14 protein-coding genes and 5 tRNA genes are annotated in these 16,042 nt (G+C 56.1%); all 19 read right to left on the bottom strand.

The window, feature by feature from the left end; all coding sequences use genetic code 11:
* Positions 1 to 54: 54 nt before the first annotated feature.
* A complete protein-coding gene (rpoB, locus tag AC5JQH_RS13380) occupies positions 55 to 4,134 on the bottom strand; it encodes a DNA-directed RNA polymerase subunit beta (RefSeq protein WP_041646080.1) in 4,080 nt (1,359 codons plus the stop codon).
* A 241-nt stretch (positions 4,135 to 4,375) separates the two neighbouring features.
* On the bottom strand, positions 4,376 to 4,753 hold the full coding sequence (gene rplL / locus AC5JQH_RS13375; RefSeq protein WP_008174836.1) for a 50S ribosomal protein L7/L12: 378 nt from the start codon (positions 4,751 to 4,753) through the stop codon (positions 4,376 to 4,378).
* 40 nt (positions 4,754 to 4,793) lie between these two features.
* Positions 4,794 to 5,324 (bottom strand): 50S ribosomal protein L10, encoded by a 531-nt coding sequence (rplJ, locus tag AC5JQH_RS13370; RefSeq protein ID WP_008174835.1) that lies wholly within the window; start codon positions 5,322 to 5,324, stop codon positions 4,794 to 4,796.
* 225 nt (positions 5,325 to 5,549) lie between these two features.
* Positions 5,550 to 6,248: a 50S ribosomal protein L1 gene (gene rplA, locus AC5JQH_RS13365; RefSeq protein ID WP_008174833.1), complete on the bottom strand. Its 699-nt coding sequence runs from the start codon at positions 6,246 to 6,248 to the stop codon at positions 5,550 to 5,552.
* Position 6,249: 1 nt separating this feature from the next.
* Positions 6,250 to 6,681, bottom strand: coding sequence for a 50S ribosomal protein L11 (rplK, locus tag AC5JQH_RS13360; RefSeq protein ID WP_008174831.1), 432 nt, complete (start codon positions 6,679 to 6,681; stop codon positions 6,250 to 6,252).
* A gap of 117 nt (positions 6,682 to 6,798) precedes the next feature.
* On the bottom strand, positions 6,799 to 7,332 hold the full coding sequence (gene nusG, locus AC5JQH_RS13355; protein WP_493805680.1) for a transcription termination/antitermination protein NusG: 534 nt from the start codon (positions 7,330 to 7,332) through the stop codon (positions 6,799 to 6,801).
* 12 nt (positions 7,333 to 7,344) lie between these two features.
* Complete coding sequence (gene secE / locus AC5JQH_RS13350) at positions 7,345 to 7,713, bottom strand: preprotein translocase subunit SecE (RefSeq protein ID WP_008174826.1); 369 nt, start codon at positions 7,711 to 7,713, stop codon at positions 7,345 to 7,347.
* A 33-nt stretch (positions 7,714 to 7,746) separates the two neighbouring features.
* A tRNA-Trp gene (locus tag AC5JQH_RS13345) sits at positions 7,747 to 7,822 on the bottom strand.
* A 37-nt stretch (positions 7,823 to 7,859) separates the two neighbouring features.
* A complete protein-coding gene (tuf, locus tag AC5JQH_RS13340; RefSeq protein ID WP_008174851.1) occupies positions 7,860 to 9,056 on the bottom strand; it encodes an elongation factor Tu in 1,197 nt (398 codons plus the stop codon).
* A gap of 51 nt (positions 9,057 to 9,107) precedes the next feature.
* A tRNA-Thr gene (locus tag AC5JQH_RS13335) sits at positions 9,108 to 9,183 on the bottom strand.
* A 14-nt stretch (positions 9,184 to 9,197) separates the two neighbouring features.
* Positions 9,198 to 9,272: transfer RNA gene (locus tag AC5JQH_RS13330), tRNA-Gly, on the bottom strand.
* 11 nt (positions 9,273 to 9,283) lie between these two features.
* A tRNA-Tyr gene (locus AC5JQH_RS13325) sits at positions 9,284 to 9,368 on the bottom strand.
* A gap of 39 nt (positions 9,369 to 9,407) precedes the next feature.
* Positions 9,408 to 9,483, bottom strand: a tRNA-Thr gene (locus AC5JQH_RS13320).
* 31 nt (positions 9,484 to 9,514) lie between these two features.
* The gene (locus AC5JQH_RS13315; RefSeq protein WP_254775562.1) at positions 9,515 to 10,189 is read right to left on the bottom strand and encodes a hypothetical protein; all 675 of its coding nucleotides are present in this window, start codon (positions 10,187 to 10,189) and stop codon (positions 9,515 to 9,517) included.
* Positions 10,186 to 10,920, bottom strand: coding sequence for a type III pantothenate kinase (locus tag AC5JQH_RS13310; protein WP_008174817.1), 735 nt, complete (start codon positions 10,918 to 10,920; stop codon positions 10,186 to 10,188). Before AC5JQH_RS13310 ends, AC5JQH_RS13315 begins: the two co-directional genes overlap by 4 nt.
* Positions 10,917 to 11,882, bottom strand: a complete 966-nt coding sequence (locus AC5JQH_RS13305; protein WP_092034375.1) for a biotin--[acetyl-CoA-carboxylase] ligase — start codon at positions 11,880 to 11,882, stop codon at positions 10,917 to 10,919. Before AC5JQH_RS13305 ends, AC5JQH_RS13310 begins: the two co-directional genes overlap by 4 nt.
* Before the next feature lie 102 nt (positions 11,883 to 11,984).
* Entirely contained in the window at positions 11,985 to 14,387 is a 2,403-nt protein-coding gene (locus tag AC5JQH_RS13300; protein WP_493805679.1) for a DUF6160 family protein, read from the bottom strand.
* A 20-nt stretch (positions 14,388 to 14,407) separates the two neighbouring features.
* Positions 14,408 to 14,956 carry a hypothetical protein gene (locus AC5JQH_RS13295; RefSeq protein ID WP_108019292.1) on the bottom strand — a complete coding sequence of 183 codons (549 nt, stop codon included), beginning with the start codon at positions 14,954 to 14,956 and terminating at the stop codon, positions 14,408 to 14,410.
* Positions 14,953 to 16,032 (bottom strand): hypothetical protein, encoded by a 1,080-nt coding sequence (locus AC5JQH_RS13290; RefSeq protein WP_405418459.1) that lies wholly within the window; start codon positions 16,030 to 16,032, stop codon positions 14,953 to 14,955. Before AC5JQH_RS13290 ends, AC5JQH_RS13295 begins: the two co-directional genes overlap by 4 nt.
* Positions 16,033 to 16,042: the final 10 nt, after the last annotated feature.

Raw genomic sequence — 16,042 nt, 5'->3', positions numbered from 1 at the left:
TAATCTCGGGCGGGCACTGGTCGTGCCCGCTCACGCTGCCAAAAACAATTCGGCTCACTCGGATTCCAGCTCGATGTCGATACCCAGCGAGCGGATTTCCTTGACAAGAACGTTGAAGGATTCGGGCATGCCCGGCTCCATCCGATGATCGCCATCGACAATGTTCTTGTACATCTTGGTCCGACCGTTCACGTCATCAGACTTGACGGTGAGCATCTCCTGCAGCGTGTAAGCCGCACCGTAGGCCTCAAGGGCCCACACTTCCATCTCACCGAAGCGCTGGCCACCGAACTGCGCCTTACCACCCAGCGGCTGCTGGGTAACCAGGCTGTAAGAGCCGGTGGAACGAGCGTGCATCTTGTCGTCGATCAGGTGGTTCAGCTTCAGGATGTACATGTAGCCAACCGTTACCGGGCGGTCGAACATATCACCAGTACGACCGTCATACAGCATGGTCTGACCGGTGGTGCTCAGTCCCGCAAGCTCAAGCATGCGCTTGACCTCGGCTTCCTTGGCACCGTCGAATACCGGCGTTGCCATGGGCACACCGCCGCGAAGGTTGTGGCACATCTCCAGGATTTCCTTGTCGGACAGGGAATCCAGGTCCACCTTGAACACTTCGTCTGAGTGATTGTAGATCTCATCCAGCAGCTTGCGTAATTCAGCCACCTTGCGCTGCTCGTCCAGCATCTGGCTGATACGCTCACCCAGACCCTTGGCTGCAGCACCCAGATGAGTCTCAAGCACCTGACCTACGTTCATCCGCGAGGGAACACCCAGCGGGTTCAGAACCACGTCAACCGTGTTGCCGTGCTCGTCGTAAGGCATGTCTTCGATCGGCATCACCGAGGAAATAACACCCTTGTTACCGTGACGACCGGCCATCTTGTCACCCGGCTGGATACGACGCTTGATAGCCAGGTATACCTTGACGATCTTCAGTACGCCCGGTGCGAGGTCGTCGCCCTGCTGAAGCTTGCCTTTCTTGTCGTCAAAGCGCGCTTCGTGTTCCTTCTTGCGGTCTTCCAGACCCTGCTCGGATTTCTCCAGCAGCTCGTTCAGGCTCTCGTCTTTCATCCGGAGCTTGAACCAGTCAGAACGCGGCAGCTCGGCCAGGTAGCTCTCTTCGAGGGTGGCGCCTTTCTTCAGGCCCGGCCCACTGATCACTTCCTGCCCTTTCAACGCACTGTTCAGACGCTCGAATGTCGCACCTTCAACAATCCGGTACTCGTCTTTCAGATCCTTGCGATACTGGTCCAGCTGCTCTTTCTCGATGGACTGGGCACGCTGATCCTTCTCGATACCGTCGCGGGTAAAGACCTGCACGTCGATAACGGTGCCGCGGGTGCCAGTCGGCACGCGGGAGGAGGTGTCCTTAACATCGGACGCCTTCTCACCAAAGATGGCACGCAGCAGCTTCTCCTCAGGCGTCAGCTGGGTCTCACCCTTCGGTGTGACCTTGCCTACCAGAATGTCACCGGGGCCCACTTCAGCACCAATGTAAACAATACCGGACTCATCCAGCTTGGACAGCGCACTTTCACCAACGTTCGGAATATCCGCGGTGATTTCTTCGCTACCCAGCTTGGTGTCCCGAGCCACACAGGTCAGTTCCTGAATGTGGATGGTGGTCAGGCGATCTTCCTGCACCACTTTCTCGGAAATGAGGATGGAGTCCTCAAAGTTGTAACCGTTCCAGGGCATGAACGCGATGCGCATGTTCTGCCCCAGTGCCAGCTCACCCAGATCCACAGAGGGACCGTCTGCCAGCACGTCGCCACGGGCAATAATATCGCCCTGACGCACGATGGAGCGCTGGTTGATACAGGTGTTCTGGTTCGAACGGGTGTACTTGGTCAGGTTGTAGATATCCACACCTGCATCACCCGCTTCGGTTTCCTCGTTATTGACACGAACCACGATGCGCGAAGCGTCAACGCTTTCGATCACACCGCCGCGGCGAGCCGATACACAGACGCCAGAGTCTTGGGCAACCGTACGCTCAACACCGGTTCCTACCAGGGGAACCTGGGCTTTGAGTGTCGGAACCGCCTGACGCTGCATGTTCGCACCCATCAGTGCCCGGTTGGCGTCGTCATGCTCCAGGAACGGGATCAGGGATGCCGCGACCGATACTACCTGGCGCGGAGATACATCCATGAAGTTAACGCTCTCCGGCGGAGTAACGGTAAATTCGTTCTGGTGGCGAACGGTAACCAGTTCGTCGGTCAGACGCTTGGTCTTCTCGTCCATGGCAGCACTGGCCTGGGCGATGACGTAGTTGCTCTCCTCGATAGCGGACAGGTAAACCACTTCATCGGTTACCACGCCGTTCTCAACCTTCCGGTACGGACTCTCGAGGAAACCGTAGGAGTTGGAGCGCGCGTAAGTCGCCAGCGAGTTGATAAGACCGATGTTCGGACCTTCCGGCGTCTCGATCGGGCATACGCGACCGTAGTGGGTCGGGTGTACGTCACGAACCTCAAAGCCTGCACGCTCACGGGTCAGACCACCTGGGCCCAACGCAGAGATACGACGCTTGTGCGTGACCTCGGACAGCGGGTTGTTCTGGTCCATGAACTGCGACAGCTGGCTTGAGCCGAAGAATTCTTTAACCGCGGCTGCTACCGGCTTGGCGTTGATCAGGTCCTGCGGCATCAGCCCTTCGCTTTCAGCAAGGCTCAGACGCTCACGAACCGCTCGCTCAACCCGAACCAGCCCAACGCGGAACTGGTTTTCCGCCATTTCGCCAACACAGCGAACACGACGGTTACCCAGGTTATCGATATCATCCACATTGCCCTGGCCGTTACGGATGTCGATCAGGGTCTTGAGAACGTCGATGATGTCTTCGTGGGTCAGGGTGCCCTCACCTGTGCTTTCTTCACGGCGCAGACGGCGGTTCAGCTTCATCCGGCCAACCGCAGACAGGTCATAGCGCTCTTCAGAGAAGAACAGGTTATTAAACAGGTTCTCAGCCGACTCTTTGGTGGGCGGCTCACCCGGGCGCATCATCCGGTAGATCTCAACCAGCGCTTCGAGCGGCGTGCGAGTCGGATCAATACGCAGGGTGTCAGACATGAACGGACCACAGTCCAGATCGTTGGTGTAAAGGGTTTCGATATCCTTCACGCCAGCGTCGAGAATCTTGGTGACCAGCTCTTCTGTCAGCTCGGAGTTACACTCCACCAGGACTTCACCGGAAGCCTGATCGATCATGTCTTTCGCCAGTACACGGCCGTACAGGTACTCGGTCGGCACCTCAAGCTCGTTGATGCCGGCTTTTTCCAACTGCTTGATGTGGCGGGCCGTAATCCGGCGACCTTCCTCGACAATCACGTTACCGTCATTGTCCTTGATATCGAAGGTTGCGATGTCGCCACGCAGACGGCTCGGCACCAGCTCCAGCTTGCACACTTCCGCGCCCAGGCTGAATTTACTGGTTTCGAAGAACATCTCCAGCATCTGCTCGGAGGTGTAGCCCAGGGCACGCAACAGAATGGATGCCGGAAGCTTACGACGACGGTCGATACGAACGAACACGGAGTCCTTCGGATCAAACTCGAAGTCCAGCCAGGAACCACGGTAAGGAATCACCCGGGCAGAATACAGCAGCTTGCCGGAGGAATGGGTCTTGCCCTTGTCGTGATCGAAGAACACACCCGGAGACCGGTGGAGCTGGGAAACAATAACGCGCTCGGTACCGTTGATAACGAAGGTACCGTTCTCGGTCATCAGGGGCATCTCGCCCATGTAGACTTCCTGCTCTTTAATGTCCTTGATCGCCTTGTTGGACGATTCCTTATCGTAAATGATAAGGCGGACCTTCACCCGCAGCGGCGCTGCATAGGTTACGCCCCTAAGCTGGCATTCCTTGACATCAAAAACCGGCTCGCCAATACGATAGCTCACGTATTCGAGCGCGGCATTGCCAGAGTAACTGACAATCGGGAATACGGATTTGAATGCTGCGTGAAGACCGGTTTCCCGGCGGTCTTCAGGAGCGGCTTCCATTTGGAGGAAGTCCCGGAACGAATCCAGCTGAATAGACAGCAAATAGGGGACGTCCATCACGGAAGGCAATTTACTAAAATCTTTGCGAATCCGCTTTTTCTCAGTGTAGGAGTAAGTCATCTGCATTCCCCAGCTTTAGACCTGATACCTGGTATCAAGAAGCAACCAATGTTCTGCTTCGGGGCCGAATTGCTCGGCTTATCGCGCCGTCTTGAACAAGACTCTGGCTGTAGGTTATAGCTCTGACATCAACCTGCAATTGCTCACCAGACTCTATAGCATATACAACAGAAAAAGGCCGGTGGCCCAAAGCCACCAGCCTGTCCATGCTTATCGCACGGTTTCGATCAACAGCCGACTCTTACTTAAGCTCAACAGAAGCGCCTGCTTCCTCAAGCTTCTTCTTGGCTTCTTCAGCGTCGTCTTTGCTAGCTGCTTCCTTGATAACGGAAGGAGCGCTGTCGACCATTTCCTTGGCTTCTTTCAGACCCAGGCCAGTCAGTTCACGAACGGCCTTGATTACGTTTACTTTCTTCTCACCAGGACCGGTAAGTACAACGTCAAACTCGGTCTGCTCTTCAGCAGCAGCTTCGCCACCACCAGCAGCGGCCGGCGCAGCAGCAACGGCTGCAGCGGCAGAAACACCGAATTTTTCTTCCATTGCTTCAACCAGCGCAACTACGTCCATTACGCTCATTTCAGCGATTGCGTTCAAAATGTCTTCGTTAGACAGAGCCATGACTTTCTCCCAAAAATATAAAAAATGGTGTTCAACAGAATCAAGCAGCTTCTTGCTTCTGGTCGCGAACTGCCGCTACAGCACGAGTCACTTTCGAAGGAACTTCGTTCAGTGTCCGTGCCAGCTTGGTGATCGGTGCCTGTGTTACTGCGGCCAGCATTGTCAGCGCTTCGTGACGTGTTGGCAGCTTGGCAAGACGGTCGATCTGGTCTGCACCCATCAGCTCTCCGCCGACGGCCAGTGCCTTAATCTCGAACGCCTCTTTCTCTTTGGCAAAATCCTTCAACAGACGCGCTGCCGCGCCCGGATCTTCCATAGAGAATGCCAGAATGGTCGGGCCGACCAGGGCTTCGTCGATGCACTCGAACTCGGTACCGCGAATCGCGATCTTCGCCAGGTTGTTACGAACAACCTTCAGACGCACGTTTTCGGCACGAGCCTTGGCACGAAGCGCCGTCATGTCACCAGAGGTAACACCACGGTAGTCAGCCATAACCACAGACAGAGCACCACCGGCAGTCTCGTTGACTTCAGCGACGATCGCTTTCTTGTCTTCGAGTCTAATTGCCACTGGATTTCTCCTCGATTTCGCCGGGTCTTCCCGGCAAACCCACATATACCCCTCGCGGGGCTCCTAACGGTGTTTGGGTTCAGAGAGAACGTCTTCACACCGTCTGCGCAGGCGTTGCTTTAACCCTTGCAGCACTTCCAGTCAGACCGAAAGTGCTTCGGGGGCCTGCGGTCTTTGACAGCCTTGGCTTCCGCCCAGACTACAAAGTAACCACCGATCAAAGGATCAAATAGCGAGACCGCTCTGATCGATAGTCAGGCCAGGACCCATAGTCGAGGAAATGGTGATCTTCTTGAGATACACACCTTTCGCCGACGAAGGCTTGGCCTTTTTCAGATCTGCTACCAGAGCTTCAAGGTTTTCCTTGATGTTCTGCGCAGAGAATTCAACGTTACCCAGCGGAGCGTGGATAATGCCGTTCTTGTCGGTGCGGTAACGAACCTGACCGGCCTTGGCGTTCTTGACCGCAGTCTCGACGTCAGGAGTCACAGTACCCACCTTCGGGTTCGGCATCAGGCCACGGGGACCAAGAATCTGGCCCAGCTGACCAACAACACGCATGGCGTCCGGAGTGGCGATAACCACGTCGAAATCCATGTTGCCTTTCTTAACTTCGTCCGCCAGATCGTCCATGCCTACAACGTCTGCACCAGCAGCCGTTGCTTTCTCGGCATTGGCGCCCTGGGTAAATACAGCGACGCGAACGGTTTTGCCGGTGCCGTGAGGCAGAACAGTGCTGCTACGGACAACCTGGTCGGATTTACGTGCGTCAACGCCCAGATTGACGGCTACGTCGACAGACTCTTTGAACTTCACGTTCTGGCCCAGCTCAACCAGCAGTGCAACTGCTTCGTCGACAGAGTAGGAACGGGTAGAGTCTACCTTTTCACGAATAAGCTTCTGACGCTTGCTCAGCTTCGCCATGTTACAGGCCCTCCACGTTCAGGCCCATGCTGCGGGCTGTTCCTGCAATGGTACGTACCGCTGCGTCCATATCGGCTGCAGTCAGGTCCGGCTCTTTAGTCTTGGCAATTTCTTCAAGCTGCTCGCGGGTCACGGTACCGACTTTCTCGGTATTCGGACGACCGGAGCCACTCTTGATGCCAGCGGCCTTCAGGAGAAGAACCGGTGCAGGCGGAGTCTTGGTAATAAAGGTAAAGCTGCGATCACTGTAAACGGTGATCACGGTCGGAATCGGCAGACCAGGCTCCATGTCCTGAGTCTGGGCGTTGAACGCCTTGCAGAATTCCATGATGTTTACGCCGCGCTGACCCAGTGCAGGACCAACGGGGGGACTCGGGTTGGCCTTGCCGGCAGCAACCTGAAGCTTGATGTACGCTTCAATTTTCTTTGCCATGATAGATCTCCTGTGGGTTCAAACGCCTCTCGGCTCCCCGTTTTTACAACTGCTAAGAGCAGACACAAAAAGCCCGCGTCGCTTGAGCGCGCGAGCTTTCAGCTTTCCCGTTACCGGTCAGTCTTTCTCGACCTGCCCGAACTCCAGCTCTACCGGAGTTGAACGACCAAAGATCAGAACGGCAACCTTGACCCGACTCTTGTCGTAGTCAACTTCCTCAACCACACCATTGAAGTCCGCAAAAGGACCTTCAACAACGCGAACAATCTCACCCGGCTCGAACAGCGTCTTCGGCTTGGGCTTGTCTGCACCGCTTTCGACTCGACGAAGGATCGCTTCCGCTTCCTTTTCGGTAATCGGTGCAGGCTTATCCTTGGTACCACCAATAAAACCAAGAACACGCGGAGTATTCTTAACAAGGTGCCACGTCGCATCGTCCATTTCCATCTGGACCAGTACGTACCCGGGATAGAATTTGCGCTCACTCTTGCGCTTCTTCCCTTCTCGCATTTCGACGACTTCCTCGGTCGGAACCAGGATCTCGCCGAAACGGTCTTCCATCTCGCGCAGCGCAACGCGCTCCCTGAGAGTGCGCATCACCTGCTTTTCGAAGCCAGAATACGCATGAACGACGTACCAGCGCTTAGCCATTGCCCACTCCTGTTAACCGATAAACCCGGCGACCAGCCAGCTGATCAACGAATCCATACCCCACAACAACAGAGCCACAACGAGCACAAACACCACAACAATCGCTGTCGTCTGCACGAGCTCGGGCCTGGTGGGCCATACCACTTTCCGGATCTCGACTCTCGCTTCCTTCAGCAGCGTCGCGAAGCGACGACCACGGTCGGTCTGGAGGGCAACAAGCGCCGCCACAATTGCGAGACCTACAAGAGCCAGAACCCGATACAGCAGAGACTCGGCACTATAATACTGATTCCCCACCACACCGATGGCGATCAGAACGAAAACAACCAGCCACTTCACGAAATCGAAACGGCTGGCTGACTGAACGGCTTTTGACTCCATAGGAATCAACTTATGTATCCGGATGTTAAAAAATGGCAGGCCAGGAGGGAATCGAACCCCCAACCTGCGGTTTTGGAGACCGCTGCTCTGCCAATTGAGCTACTGGCCTGCACCGAAACAACTCAGTGCACTTACTCTCGAGTCTATTACTCGATGATCTTGGAGACTACGCCGGCACCAACGGTACGGCCGCCTTCACGAATCGCGAAGCGCAGGCCATCTTCCATGGCGATCGGAGCAATCAGGGTAACACTCATCTTGACGTTGTCACCCGGCATAACCATTTCCACACCTTCCGGCAGTTCGCAAGAACCGGTCACGTCGGTGGTACGGAAGTAGAACTGCGGACGGTAGCCCTTGAAGAACGGAGTATGACGGCCGCCTTCTTCTTTGGACAGTACGTACACTTCGCACTCGAACTTGGTGTGCGGAGTGATGGAACCCGGAACCGCCAGAACCTGACCACGCTCAACGTCGTCACGCTTGGTGCCACGCAGAAGCGCACCAATGTTCTCACCGGCACGACCTTCGTCCAGCAGCTTGCGGAACATCTCAACACCAGTACAAGTAGTCTTCACGGTATCCTTGATACCAACGATTTCCACTTCGTCACCAGTCTTGATAACGCCACGCTCAACACGGCCGGTCACAACAGTACCACGACCAGAGATAGAGAAGACGTCCTCGATCGGCATCAGGAACGGCTGATCGATCGCACGCTCCGGCTCGGGGATGTAGTCATCCAGAGCTTCTACCAGCTTCTTAACAGCGGTAGTACCCATCTCGTTGTCGTCTTTGCCTTCCAGCGCCATCAACGCAGAACCGGTGATGATCGGAGTGTCGTCACCCGGGAAGTCGTACTGGCTCAGCAGGTCACGAACTTCCATCTCAACCAGCTCGAGCAGCTCTTCATCGTCTACCATGTCCGCTTTGTTCAGGAACACAACGATGAAAGGTACGCCAACCTGACGGGACAGCAGGATGTGCTCACGAGTCTGCGGCATGGGGCCGTCAGCTGCAGAGCAAACCAGGATCGCGCCGTCCATCTGCGCCGCACCAGTGATCATGTTCTTCACATAGTCAGCGTGGCCCGGGCAGTCTACGTGAGCGTAGTGGCGATTCGGGGAATCGTACTCAACGTGGGAAGTCGCAATGGTAATACCACGCGCCTTCTCTTCCGGTGCGTTATCGATCTGGTCGAAGGCACTCGCAGAGCCTGTACCCCAAACTTCGTGACATACACGGGTCAGGGCAGCAGTCAAAGTGGTTTTACCATGGTCAACGTGACCAATGGTGCCTACGTTCAAGTGCGGCTTATTACGTTCAAACTTAGACTTAGACATTCGACCAATCTCCCTAATCAACCAGGATCGTAACGTTGACCGGATAAATAATGGAGCTCATGGGCGGATTTGAACCGCCGACCTCACCCTTACCAAGGGTGTGCTCTACCAACTGAGCTACATGAGCATTACAAAACAAATTGGAGCGGGCAGCGGGAATCGAACCCGCGTCATCAGCTTGGAAGGCTGAGGTAATAGCCACTATACGATGCCCGCGAGCAATTTAGTGGTGGAGGGGGCAGGATTCGAACCTGCGAAGGCGATGCCGTCAGATTTACAGTCTGATCCCTTTGGCCACTCGGGAACCCCTCCGAGTCGGATTCGCGTGAGCAAATCCGTCAAAACTTAAAGTGGAGCTGGCGGACGGAATCGAACCCCCGACCTGCTGATTACAAGTCAGCTGCTCTACCAACTGAGCTACGCCAGCTCACATTCGCCTCGTCAGCGAGGGCGGTATACTACGGATTTTTTTCTGGCGTTGCAACACCTTCACAAGGCCTGATTTCAACGAAATCAAAATTGCTGCCGTAATCCGCTTTCACCGCCTGAACCAGTTCTTCAGCGAGTTCCGGTTCCGCCTCAAAAGAGAGCGCGTAGCTTATCTGATTTCGGGGGAAGTTGACCAGTACCGCATTAAGATTCTGACGTTTTTTTTCTTCCAGCACGGAAATTGCAGATTCGCGGGACTCGAACAGCCCCAGCGAAATTGCATTGCGGTTTTCGCCCTCGGTAACCAGATAGGAGTCGATCCCCCGCCTCTGAATGTCACGAAACTGGCTCAGGGCGACAGCCTCGGGCTGGGGTGGAATAAGAACCCAGTGTAGGGGTGCCAGCTCTCTTTCGACTTCTTCAATCCTGAAACCCGCCTCCTCCGCGAGAGGTTGACTGTCCACCAGGCTTCGGGCGCGCTCCGCGGTTTCAATCCATCCAAGGCGGGCACAGGACATTTCGGATTCGTCGGCGGGTGCACCAGGCCCGACACCGGAGTCTGCCGGCCCCGGCGATTTGAGGCTGGTCACCCTTGGCAGGCTGCCACTGGCAACATTGGCCATGCCGCCCGATGGCCCCACGAAGTCCGGCAGGTAATAAATAGCAATGCTCACCAGCACCAGCACCAACGCCAACCACCTCATCCGGAGGTTTCCTCCGCATGAATTGCACGAAGGCCCGACAACACAAGATCCGGGCGAGAAATACCGGGCAGACCAAGACCGATAAGCCGGTCAGCATCGCCGCCAGTAACCAGAATTTCAGACAGTGACAGTTTTCGGGCGTCAGCGATCACCCGCTCAATCATCGCAGCAGACAGCCAGGCAAGACCATGGTTCACGCACTCTCCGGTACTCTTGCCAGGATCCGTTGCCAGCCCCTGGTCTGGGTCGAACCAGATCCGGGCGGCATCGGTCCGGAGACTGCGCAGCATCATCTGCAGGCCAGGAAGAATATAACCACCCAGATGCTGACCATGCCGATCAACATAATCGACAGTAACGGCACTGCCTGCGTCCAAGACCGCAAAGCCCTGCCTGTGATCGAGCCAGGCACCGTACATTCCATGCCACCGATCAGCCCCCATTCTCGAGACATCCTGGTAGGCGTTCATGAGGCCATTCCGGGACTGTTCCGACCAGTAAAAGCGAACCGGCGCCTGACACAGCTTCTCGACGGAGCCCGCCAAATGAGTTCGCCTTTCTTCAGACGCGACGGTGGATATGGCGACAGACACCACCTTTCCGATCAGTTCTCCCGACATGCCCAGGGGGTTCTCGTCTTCGAGAGAGCCGGTCCCCGAGGCCAGAACCTCATCCTGGTTTGCAAGACACCACTTCAGCCGGGTGTTACCCGCGTCAATAAACAGATTCATTTTGCCACTCGCAGACTGATTTCCCCTGCGCGCACCGGAACAAGCCCGTTTTCGGTCCGGATTTGATAGTTGCCGGCGTCATCAATGCCACAACCGACACCTTCGACATCACCGCCCCGGGCCTTGAGCGATTTTCCCATGAACACATCGCGACGCTGCCAGGACTCCCGAAAATCTGCAAACCCGATATCCGAGAACAGCGCGACAGCATCGAATACAGCATCGATGATTGCACCGCCGATCTGGCTGCGCGACCACTCGACTTGAGGGCAGGCCCTGGCGAGGCTGCTCCAGGGTTGATCGACGCCATCAGCCCGGGACATATGTACATTCAGCCCAATACCCGCAATGACCTGCACCACGCCTTCCTCCAGCTCGCCCTGGAGCTCCACCAGGATGCCGCCAAGCTTGCCGTCCGGCAGAAAAATATCATTTGGCCACTTGAGTCCGACCTCCGGCACTCCCAGTCGTTCCAGGGCATTGGCCACCGCAACGCCGAGCACCAGACTTAACCCATCCAGTACACTGAAGCCGCCGTGGAAGGTGAGCCCCATGCTCAGGTACAGGTTTTCGCCCTGGGGGCTTTGCCACACACGCCCCCGTCGACCTCGGCCGGACGTCTGACAGTCGGCGATAACAACCGGGACACCTTTGCTTCCGGCGGTAATCTGCCTGATCACCTCGGCATTGGTCGAGTCAACCTCGTCGAGGACTGTCAGTGAAAGCTCCTGCTCCCGGCCGGCGGCAATTTCACGAAGCACCCGTGCCCTATCGAGCAGGTCCACCCGGGACACCAGCTGATATCCACGTCCGCGAATCGTGGCAATGTCAGCACCTTCCTCCATCGCGCGACGAATCTGCTTCCAGATTGCGGTACGACTAACCCCGAGCTTTTCGGCCAGCGCGGCTCCGGAGTGAACCTGACCGTCACTGAGCAGCTCTATAAGTGCTTTGGATTTCATAAGATGCATCCAGCCATGAAATTGGGTAAGGCCGGATTAAACACCAGGGAAGGGAAAAAGACAAAGTTGGCGGTGTCGCTTTGCGAACCGCCTGTCGGAAGATCAGGGAATCGGGGTTGCGGTCAGATTGGCCTTGATATCAAAGTTCTGCATTTTGACGCCATAGACGGCCGTCTGAGCACCACCAACGGGATGAACCAGATCGATATTGTTGATCGAGAGTTCCTTGAACCGGCTTCTCGCCTTCACCGCAAACCCGAGCGGTCTGTTGTCGGCCTCGGCGAGGGTTGGATTGGAGACATAGCGGTAGCCGGCAGCGGACGAACCATCCATGATTTTTTCATCGCCCCGGTTGCCTGTCACTCCCATTGCATCCGGACCGTCCTCCTTTTTCACAACCCGGGTTTGATAGACATCCACGGAAAGATCGGTCCGTAGCCCAAACGAGTTGTCGTCTACGCCATCACCATCGAAGTCCCCACCATCGCTGGTATGGATATCGTTCAGAACGAGGCTCGTCCCGGTTCCGTTCATGGCCTCACCAACACCGCTGCTTTGCCGGTTGGTTTCCCAGGTCAGGGAGTTCTTCCGGCCTTCATTGATGGCCTTGGCAAGCACCTGCTTCAGGCGGACCGTCAGCCCCTCCTCACCCCGGGTTTCCCAGACGCCTCCGGAAGCCGCACAAGCGGATGGACTATCACCCATGCCACCGGCGCAGACATCGCCGGCCCCGCCGGGGACGACGGTCATGCTGCTGCCGGTTTCGTATTTCTGAATCACGAACCTCCCGAAACTCTGACCGGATTCCTTGTCGCCGATTCTCAGATTGCCGATATCCATGGTGCTCCAGGATTCGCCCTTGATCACCGCAAGCCCCTCCTGGCTGACATCAACGGTCATGTCGCGCACATGCGCGTCATAATCCAGTTCGGTAATCCAGAGGCCCTTCTGGGGAATTTCACCATTTCCTTCATCGTAGGGCACCGCGATAATCGCCGCCTTGCCGTTCCTGATGCTGACATCGGAATTGATGGTAATCCCCTCACCCGATGCGCCTCCTGCGCCGAGCGTCACATGGCCATCAAGCTCGAATTCGTAAGCCGGATAGAACCCCAGTGCCAGCAGCAGCTCTGTGCCACCCTGCAAGGGGGCGTCATCACTTCCTACTCGCAGACCGTTGATCCGGTAGCCGGCCCTGATGTCCTCGAAACCAATCCGCAGACCATCGAAGAACTCGGTACCGTTGGTGACGCCATCGCGAGTTACATTGACCGTTACATCGCCCTGCCCCCAGGACTGCAGGCCACTGAATATCACCCGGTTGCCGTCTTCGGTGTAGCTGAAATCGGCAAGCCGAAGACTCCATTCAGTGGCAAGTCGCAAGCCCTGAGGCCCGGCGTCAGGGTGTCCACCCCCCTGCAGATAGATCGCATTGGAATAGCTGCGGCCGTTGAACACCTGATCTTCAAGCAAAAAGCTGACATTCACCTGACCGATACTCTTGCCATTGCCACCCACCTCAATAGCGCCAATGCTGAATTCACCATCCATGGAGCCAAGGGTCAGGGCCAGGGCCGGTCTATTCTGCCAGTCGGTCGCCACATCGAGCCGGAGGTCGTTAATCCGATAGACGCCAGTGATGTCTCGAAGCGCGAGGGCCTTTCCGTCATCCCTGTATAGAAAAGAGGCCGAGTGTATAACGGTCTCGTTATCGATTCGCAGACCCTCTCCGGATCGGCCGCCGGCAGTCAGGCTGGTGCTGGAGGAAAGCTCGTAACTTCCACTCAGGCTGCCATAGCTGGGCAGAGGTTGTCCGTTGCCGGAATCGACGGATACGCCATGATTCAGGGGGTTGCTGCTGTAACGAATCGCGCCGACCTCCCAATCCCCGGTTATTCTGGGCGCATTCAGAGCCAGAGTGTCGTCGACCACATCCAGGGTTACTCCCAGTGCCTCCACACTCATGGTGATATCGTCCAGAAAAACTTTATTGCCATTGGTGCGATATCCCAGACGGCCGCCGGTCATCGTGTAGGCGGAGTCAAAGGTATATCCGGCCCCGCCAACGGAGCTGCCCTGCCTTATATTTAAATACCCTTCCAGAGAATGATCGAAAAAGATCCCCCCCATACTGACACCGGGGGCCCCGGCGAGCCGGATATCACCGAACTCGATCCGTCGGTCTTTCACCAGGTAATCGAGGTTAAGGGATGCATCCTCCTCAACATCGATGCGAATCAGGTGGAATGCCTGACCAGAAGGATCAACGGCGGACCCAATGCGAAAACCGTCCAGATGGATGCTGCTGCCATCATCAACATAGGACAGTCGATCTGCCGTCAGGCCAAGATCGAGCTCTACCGACAAACCACTCTGGCCACTGATGTTTGCCAGCGTGGAATCGTCCAGGCTTTTCATGTCGGCGACCACCGGCAAGGCGAGGACCACACAAAACAGCCCAGTGGCCATCGGGGCAAGTTGTTTGATTCTGTCTGGCGCGCCCATAACCGTTAACCTCTTCAATCTCACGGATTCCCCGCCGGAAACACGAGCAGGTTTCCTTCCATCACAACGTCCCCTCGCATATCAACAGAGAATATGTCGGTCTGCTGAAAGCCGGGGTCGGTGGGCCGGGCCGTGCTGCTGGAAGAAATCTTGAATTGAACGTCGTTGAACCGAACAGTATTGGGCAGCCCAAGCTCCAGCACATCCCGATTGAACAGTTCGCCATCACCACCGAATCCCGAATCGACTTTGCGGACCCGCAGTGTCAGGCCCTCAAACGCGAAATTGCCCCGAATATCATCAAGCACCATCCATCCGCCGTTTTCTTTCAGCCGGTAAGCAAAACGGGCGCCACACTTTTTGTCCACGTCATCACAACGTCCGAAATAACTGTTCTCAACCGGACCGCCCATTTCATTGATGCTGATATCGCCGGACAGGTAGATCCCACCCTGTCCGGAGATATCCGAGAGAGCTTCATCTTCCAGGCGGGCGAGTTCGGCAAGGCTGGGGAGTGAAAACAGAAAAACAGGGAGAGCCAGTATTGTTCTGCGCAGAAAGGATTTCATTGGCTCAGATCCCTGGTCTTAATGTTCAAGTGTTGTATCAGCATTCCCTGTACACGGGCCGAACCAAAATCGCGGTCGCCAACACTGAAATTTCCGATCTTGAGATTGCTGCGAAACTCCGGGTTCGTGTAGTAGGACTCGTAGAAATCCCAGGCGTCCGCATCACTGCTGCCGCGGAGACCGTCGGCACCGATCTCGCCCGGCTGAGGGCGCCGAATTGCAGCAACCTCCACAACAAAGTTTCCACTGCCATCAACGTCGAAGAATACCGGTTGAAGCTGGTTGCCAATCGCCAGCTCGAGCGCAAAATTGCTCATCAGTATTCGTGATCCGCAGGTGGAACCGTCCTGTGCGCAGGCATTGATAGAAAGTTCCGGGGAATAGAAATTCAGCTTGAACTGGCCGACCATCTGGCGCCGATCGTTATCGCCCCAAAGGCGCAGATAGCTACCATCGATGACAGCACTCTTTGCGTGGATATTGATATTGGCAGACCGGTCGTCACCAACTGCCACGTTCATCTGCATGCCGATGTCCGCTCGCTCCCCGATGTATCCAGCGGACGCCGGGCGACTCGAGCAGGTGCCGCTGCCGGGACCGGCCCCGGAGTCCATGCAGTCATAACCCTGGTCGCTATTGACCATGGCACTGGCTGCGAACTCCAGCACCGCCTTGTCAGCGATACCAATATCATTGCCATCCACCACATCAATTTTCCACGGGTTCAGGAGTCTCCCAAGATTGACCGGGCCCAGGGTCTCTCCGTAGTTGCTATTGGCCCCGGCGATGTAGAGATGGTTTACCGTAATATCGACATCACGGCCGTCGGTGCTTTTGATCCCGCCAATCCGGAAAATGCGTGCCTGCTCTCCCGAGGCATCCGGCTCATCCGTTCCATGGGAGAATTTGAAATTCTCCAGTACAAGGCCGATCCCGGCTCCATCAATCGAGGACATTTCAGTTTCCGAAAGCCCCTGAAGTTCCGCCTCAACAGGCACTGGGGCGGTCAGAACAGCCGCCATCACCAGAAGGAACCGCGCGAAAACAGGAAGCTGACTGAAACTCAACCATTTCATACGAAGCTCC

This window comes from Marinobacter sp. H13 (genome assembly GCF_059072335.1).
This window is presented reverse-complemented; position numbering and strand designations above follow the sequence as displayed.

Excerpts from the sequence above, each read along its gene's own strand:
- tuf (WP_008174851.1), bottom strand. The coding sequence starts at position 9,056 with ATGTCTAAGTCTAAGTTTGAACGTAATAAGCCGCACTTGAACGTAGGC.
- AC5JQH_RS13290 (WP_405418459.1), bottom strand. The coding sequence starts at position 16,032 with ATGAAATGGTTGAGTTTCAGTCAGCTTCCTGTTTTCGCGCGGTTCCTT.
- AC5JQH_RS13310 (WP_008174817.1), bottom strand. The coding sequence starts at position 10,920 with ATGAATCTGTTTATTGACGCGGGTAACACCCGGCTGAAGTGGTGTCTT.
- AC5JQH_RS13300 (WP_493805679.1), bottom strand. The coding sequence starts at position 14,387 with ATGGGCGCGCCAGACAGAATCAAACAACTTGCCCCGATGGCCACTGGG.
- rplK (WP_008174831.1), bottom strand. The coding sequence starts at position 6,681 with ATGGCAAAGAAAATTGAAGCGTACATCAAGCTTCAGGTTGCTGCCGGC.
- secE (WP_008174826.1), bottom strand. The coding sequence starts at position 7,713 with ATGGAGTCAAAAGCCGTTCAGTCAGCCAGCCGTTTCGATTTCGTGAAG.
- AC5JQH_RS13315 (WP_254775562.1), bottom strand. The coding sequence starts at position 10,189 with ATGAGGTGGTTGGCGTTGGTGCTGGTGCTGGTGAGCATTGCTATTTAT.
- rplL (WP_008174836.1), bottom strand. The coding sequence starts at position 4,753 with ATGGCTCTGTCTAACGAAGACATTTTGAACGCAATCGCTGAAATGAGC.
- AC5JQH_RS13305 (WP_092034375.1), bottom strand. The coding sequence starts at position 11,882 with ATGAAATCCAAAGCACTTATAGAGCTGCTCAGTGACGGTCAGGTTCAC.
- rpoB (WP_041646080.1), bottom strand. The coding sequence starts at position 4,134 with ATGACTTACTCCTACACTGAGAAAAAGCGGATTCGCAAAGATTTTAGT.
- rplA (WP_008174833.1), bottom strand. The coding sequence starts at position 6,248 with ATGGCGAAGCTGAGCAAGCGTCAGAAGCTTATTCGTGAAAAGGTAGAC.
- nusG (WP_493805680.1), bottom strand. The coding sequence starts at position 7,332 with ATGGCTAAGCGCTGGTACGTCGTTCATGCGTATTCTGGCTTCGAAAAG.
- AC5JQH_RS13295 (WP_108019292.1), bottom strand. The coding sequence starts at position 14,956 with ATGAAATCCTTTCTGCGCAGAACAATACTGGCTCTCCCTGTTTTTCTG.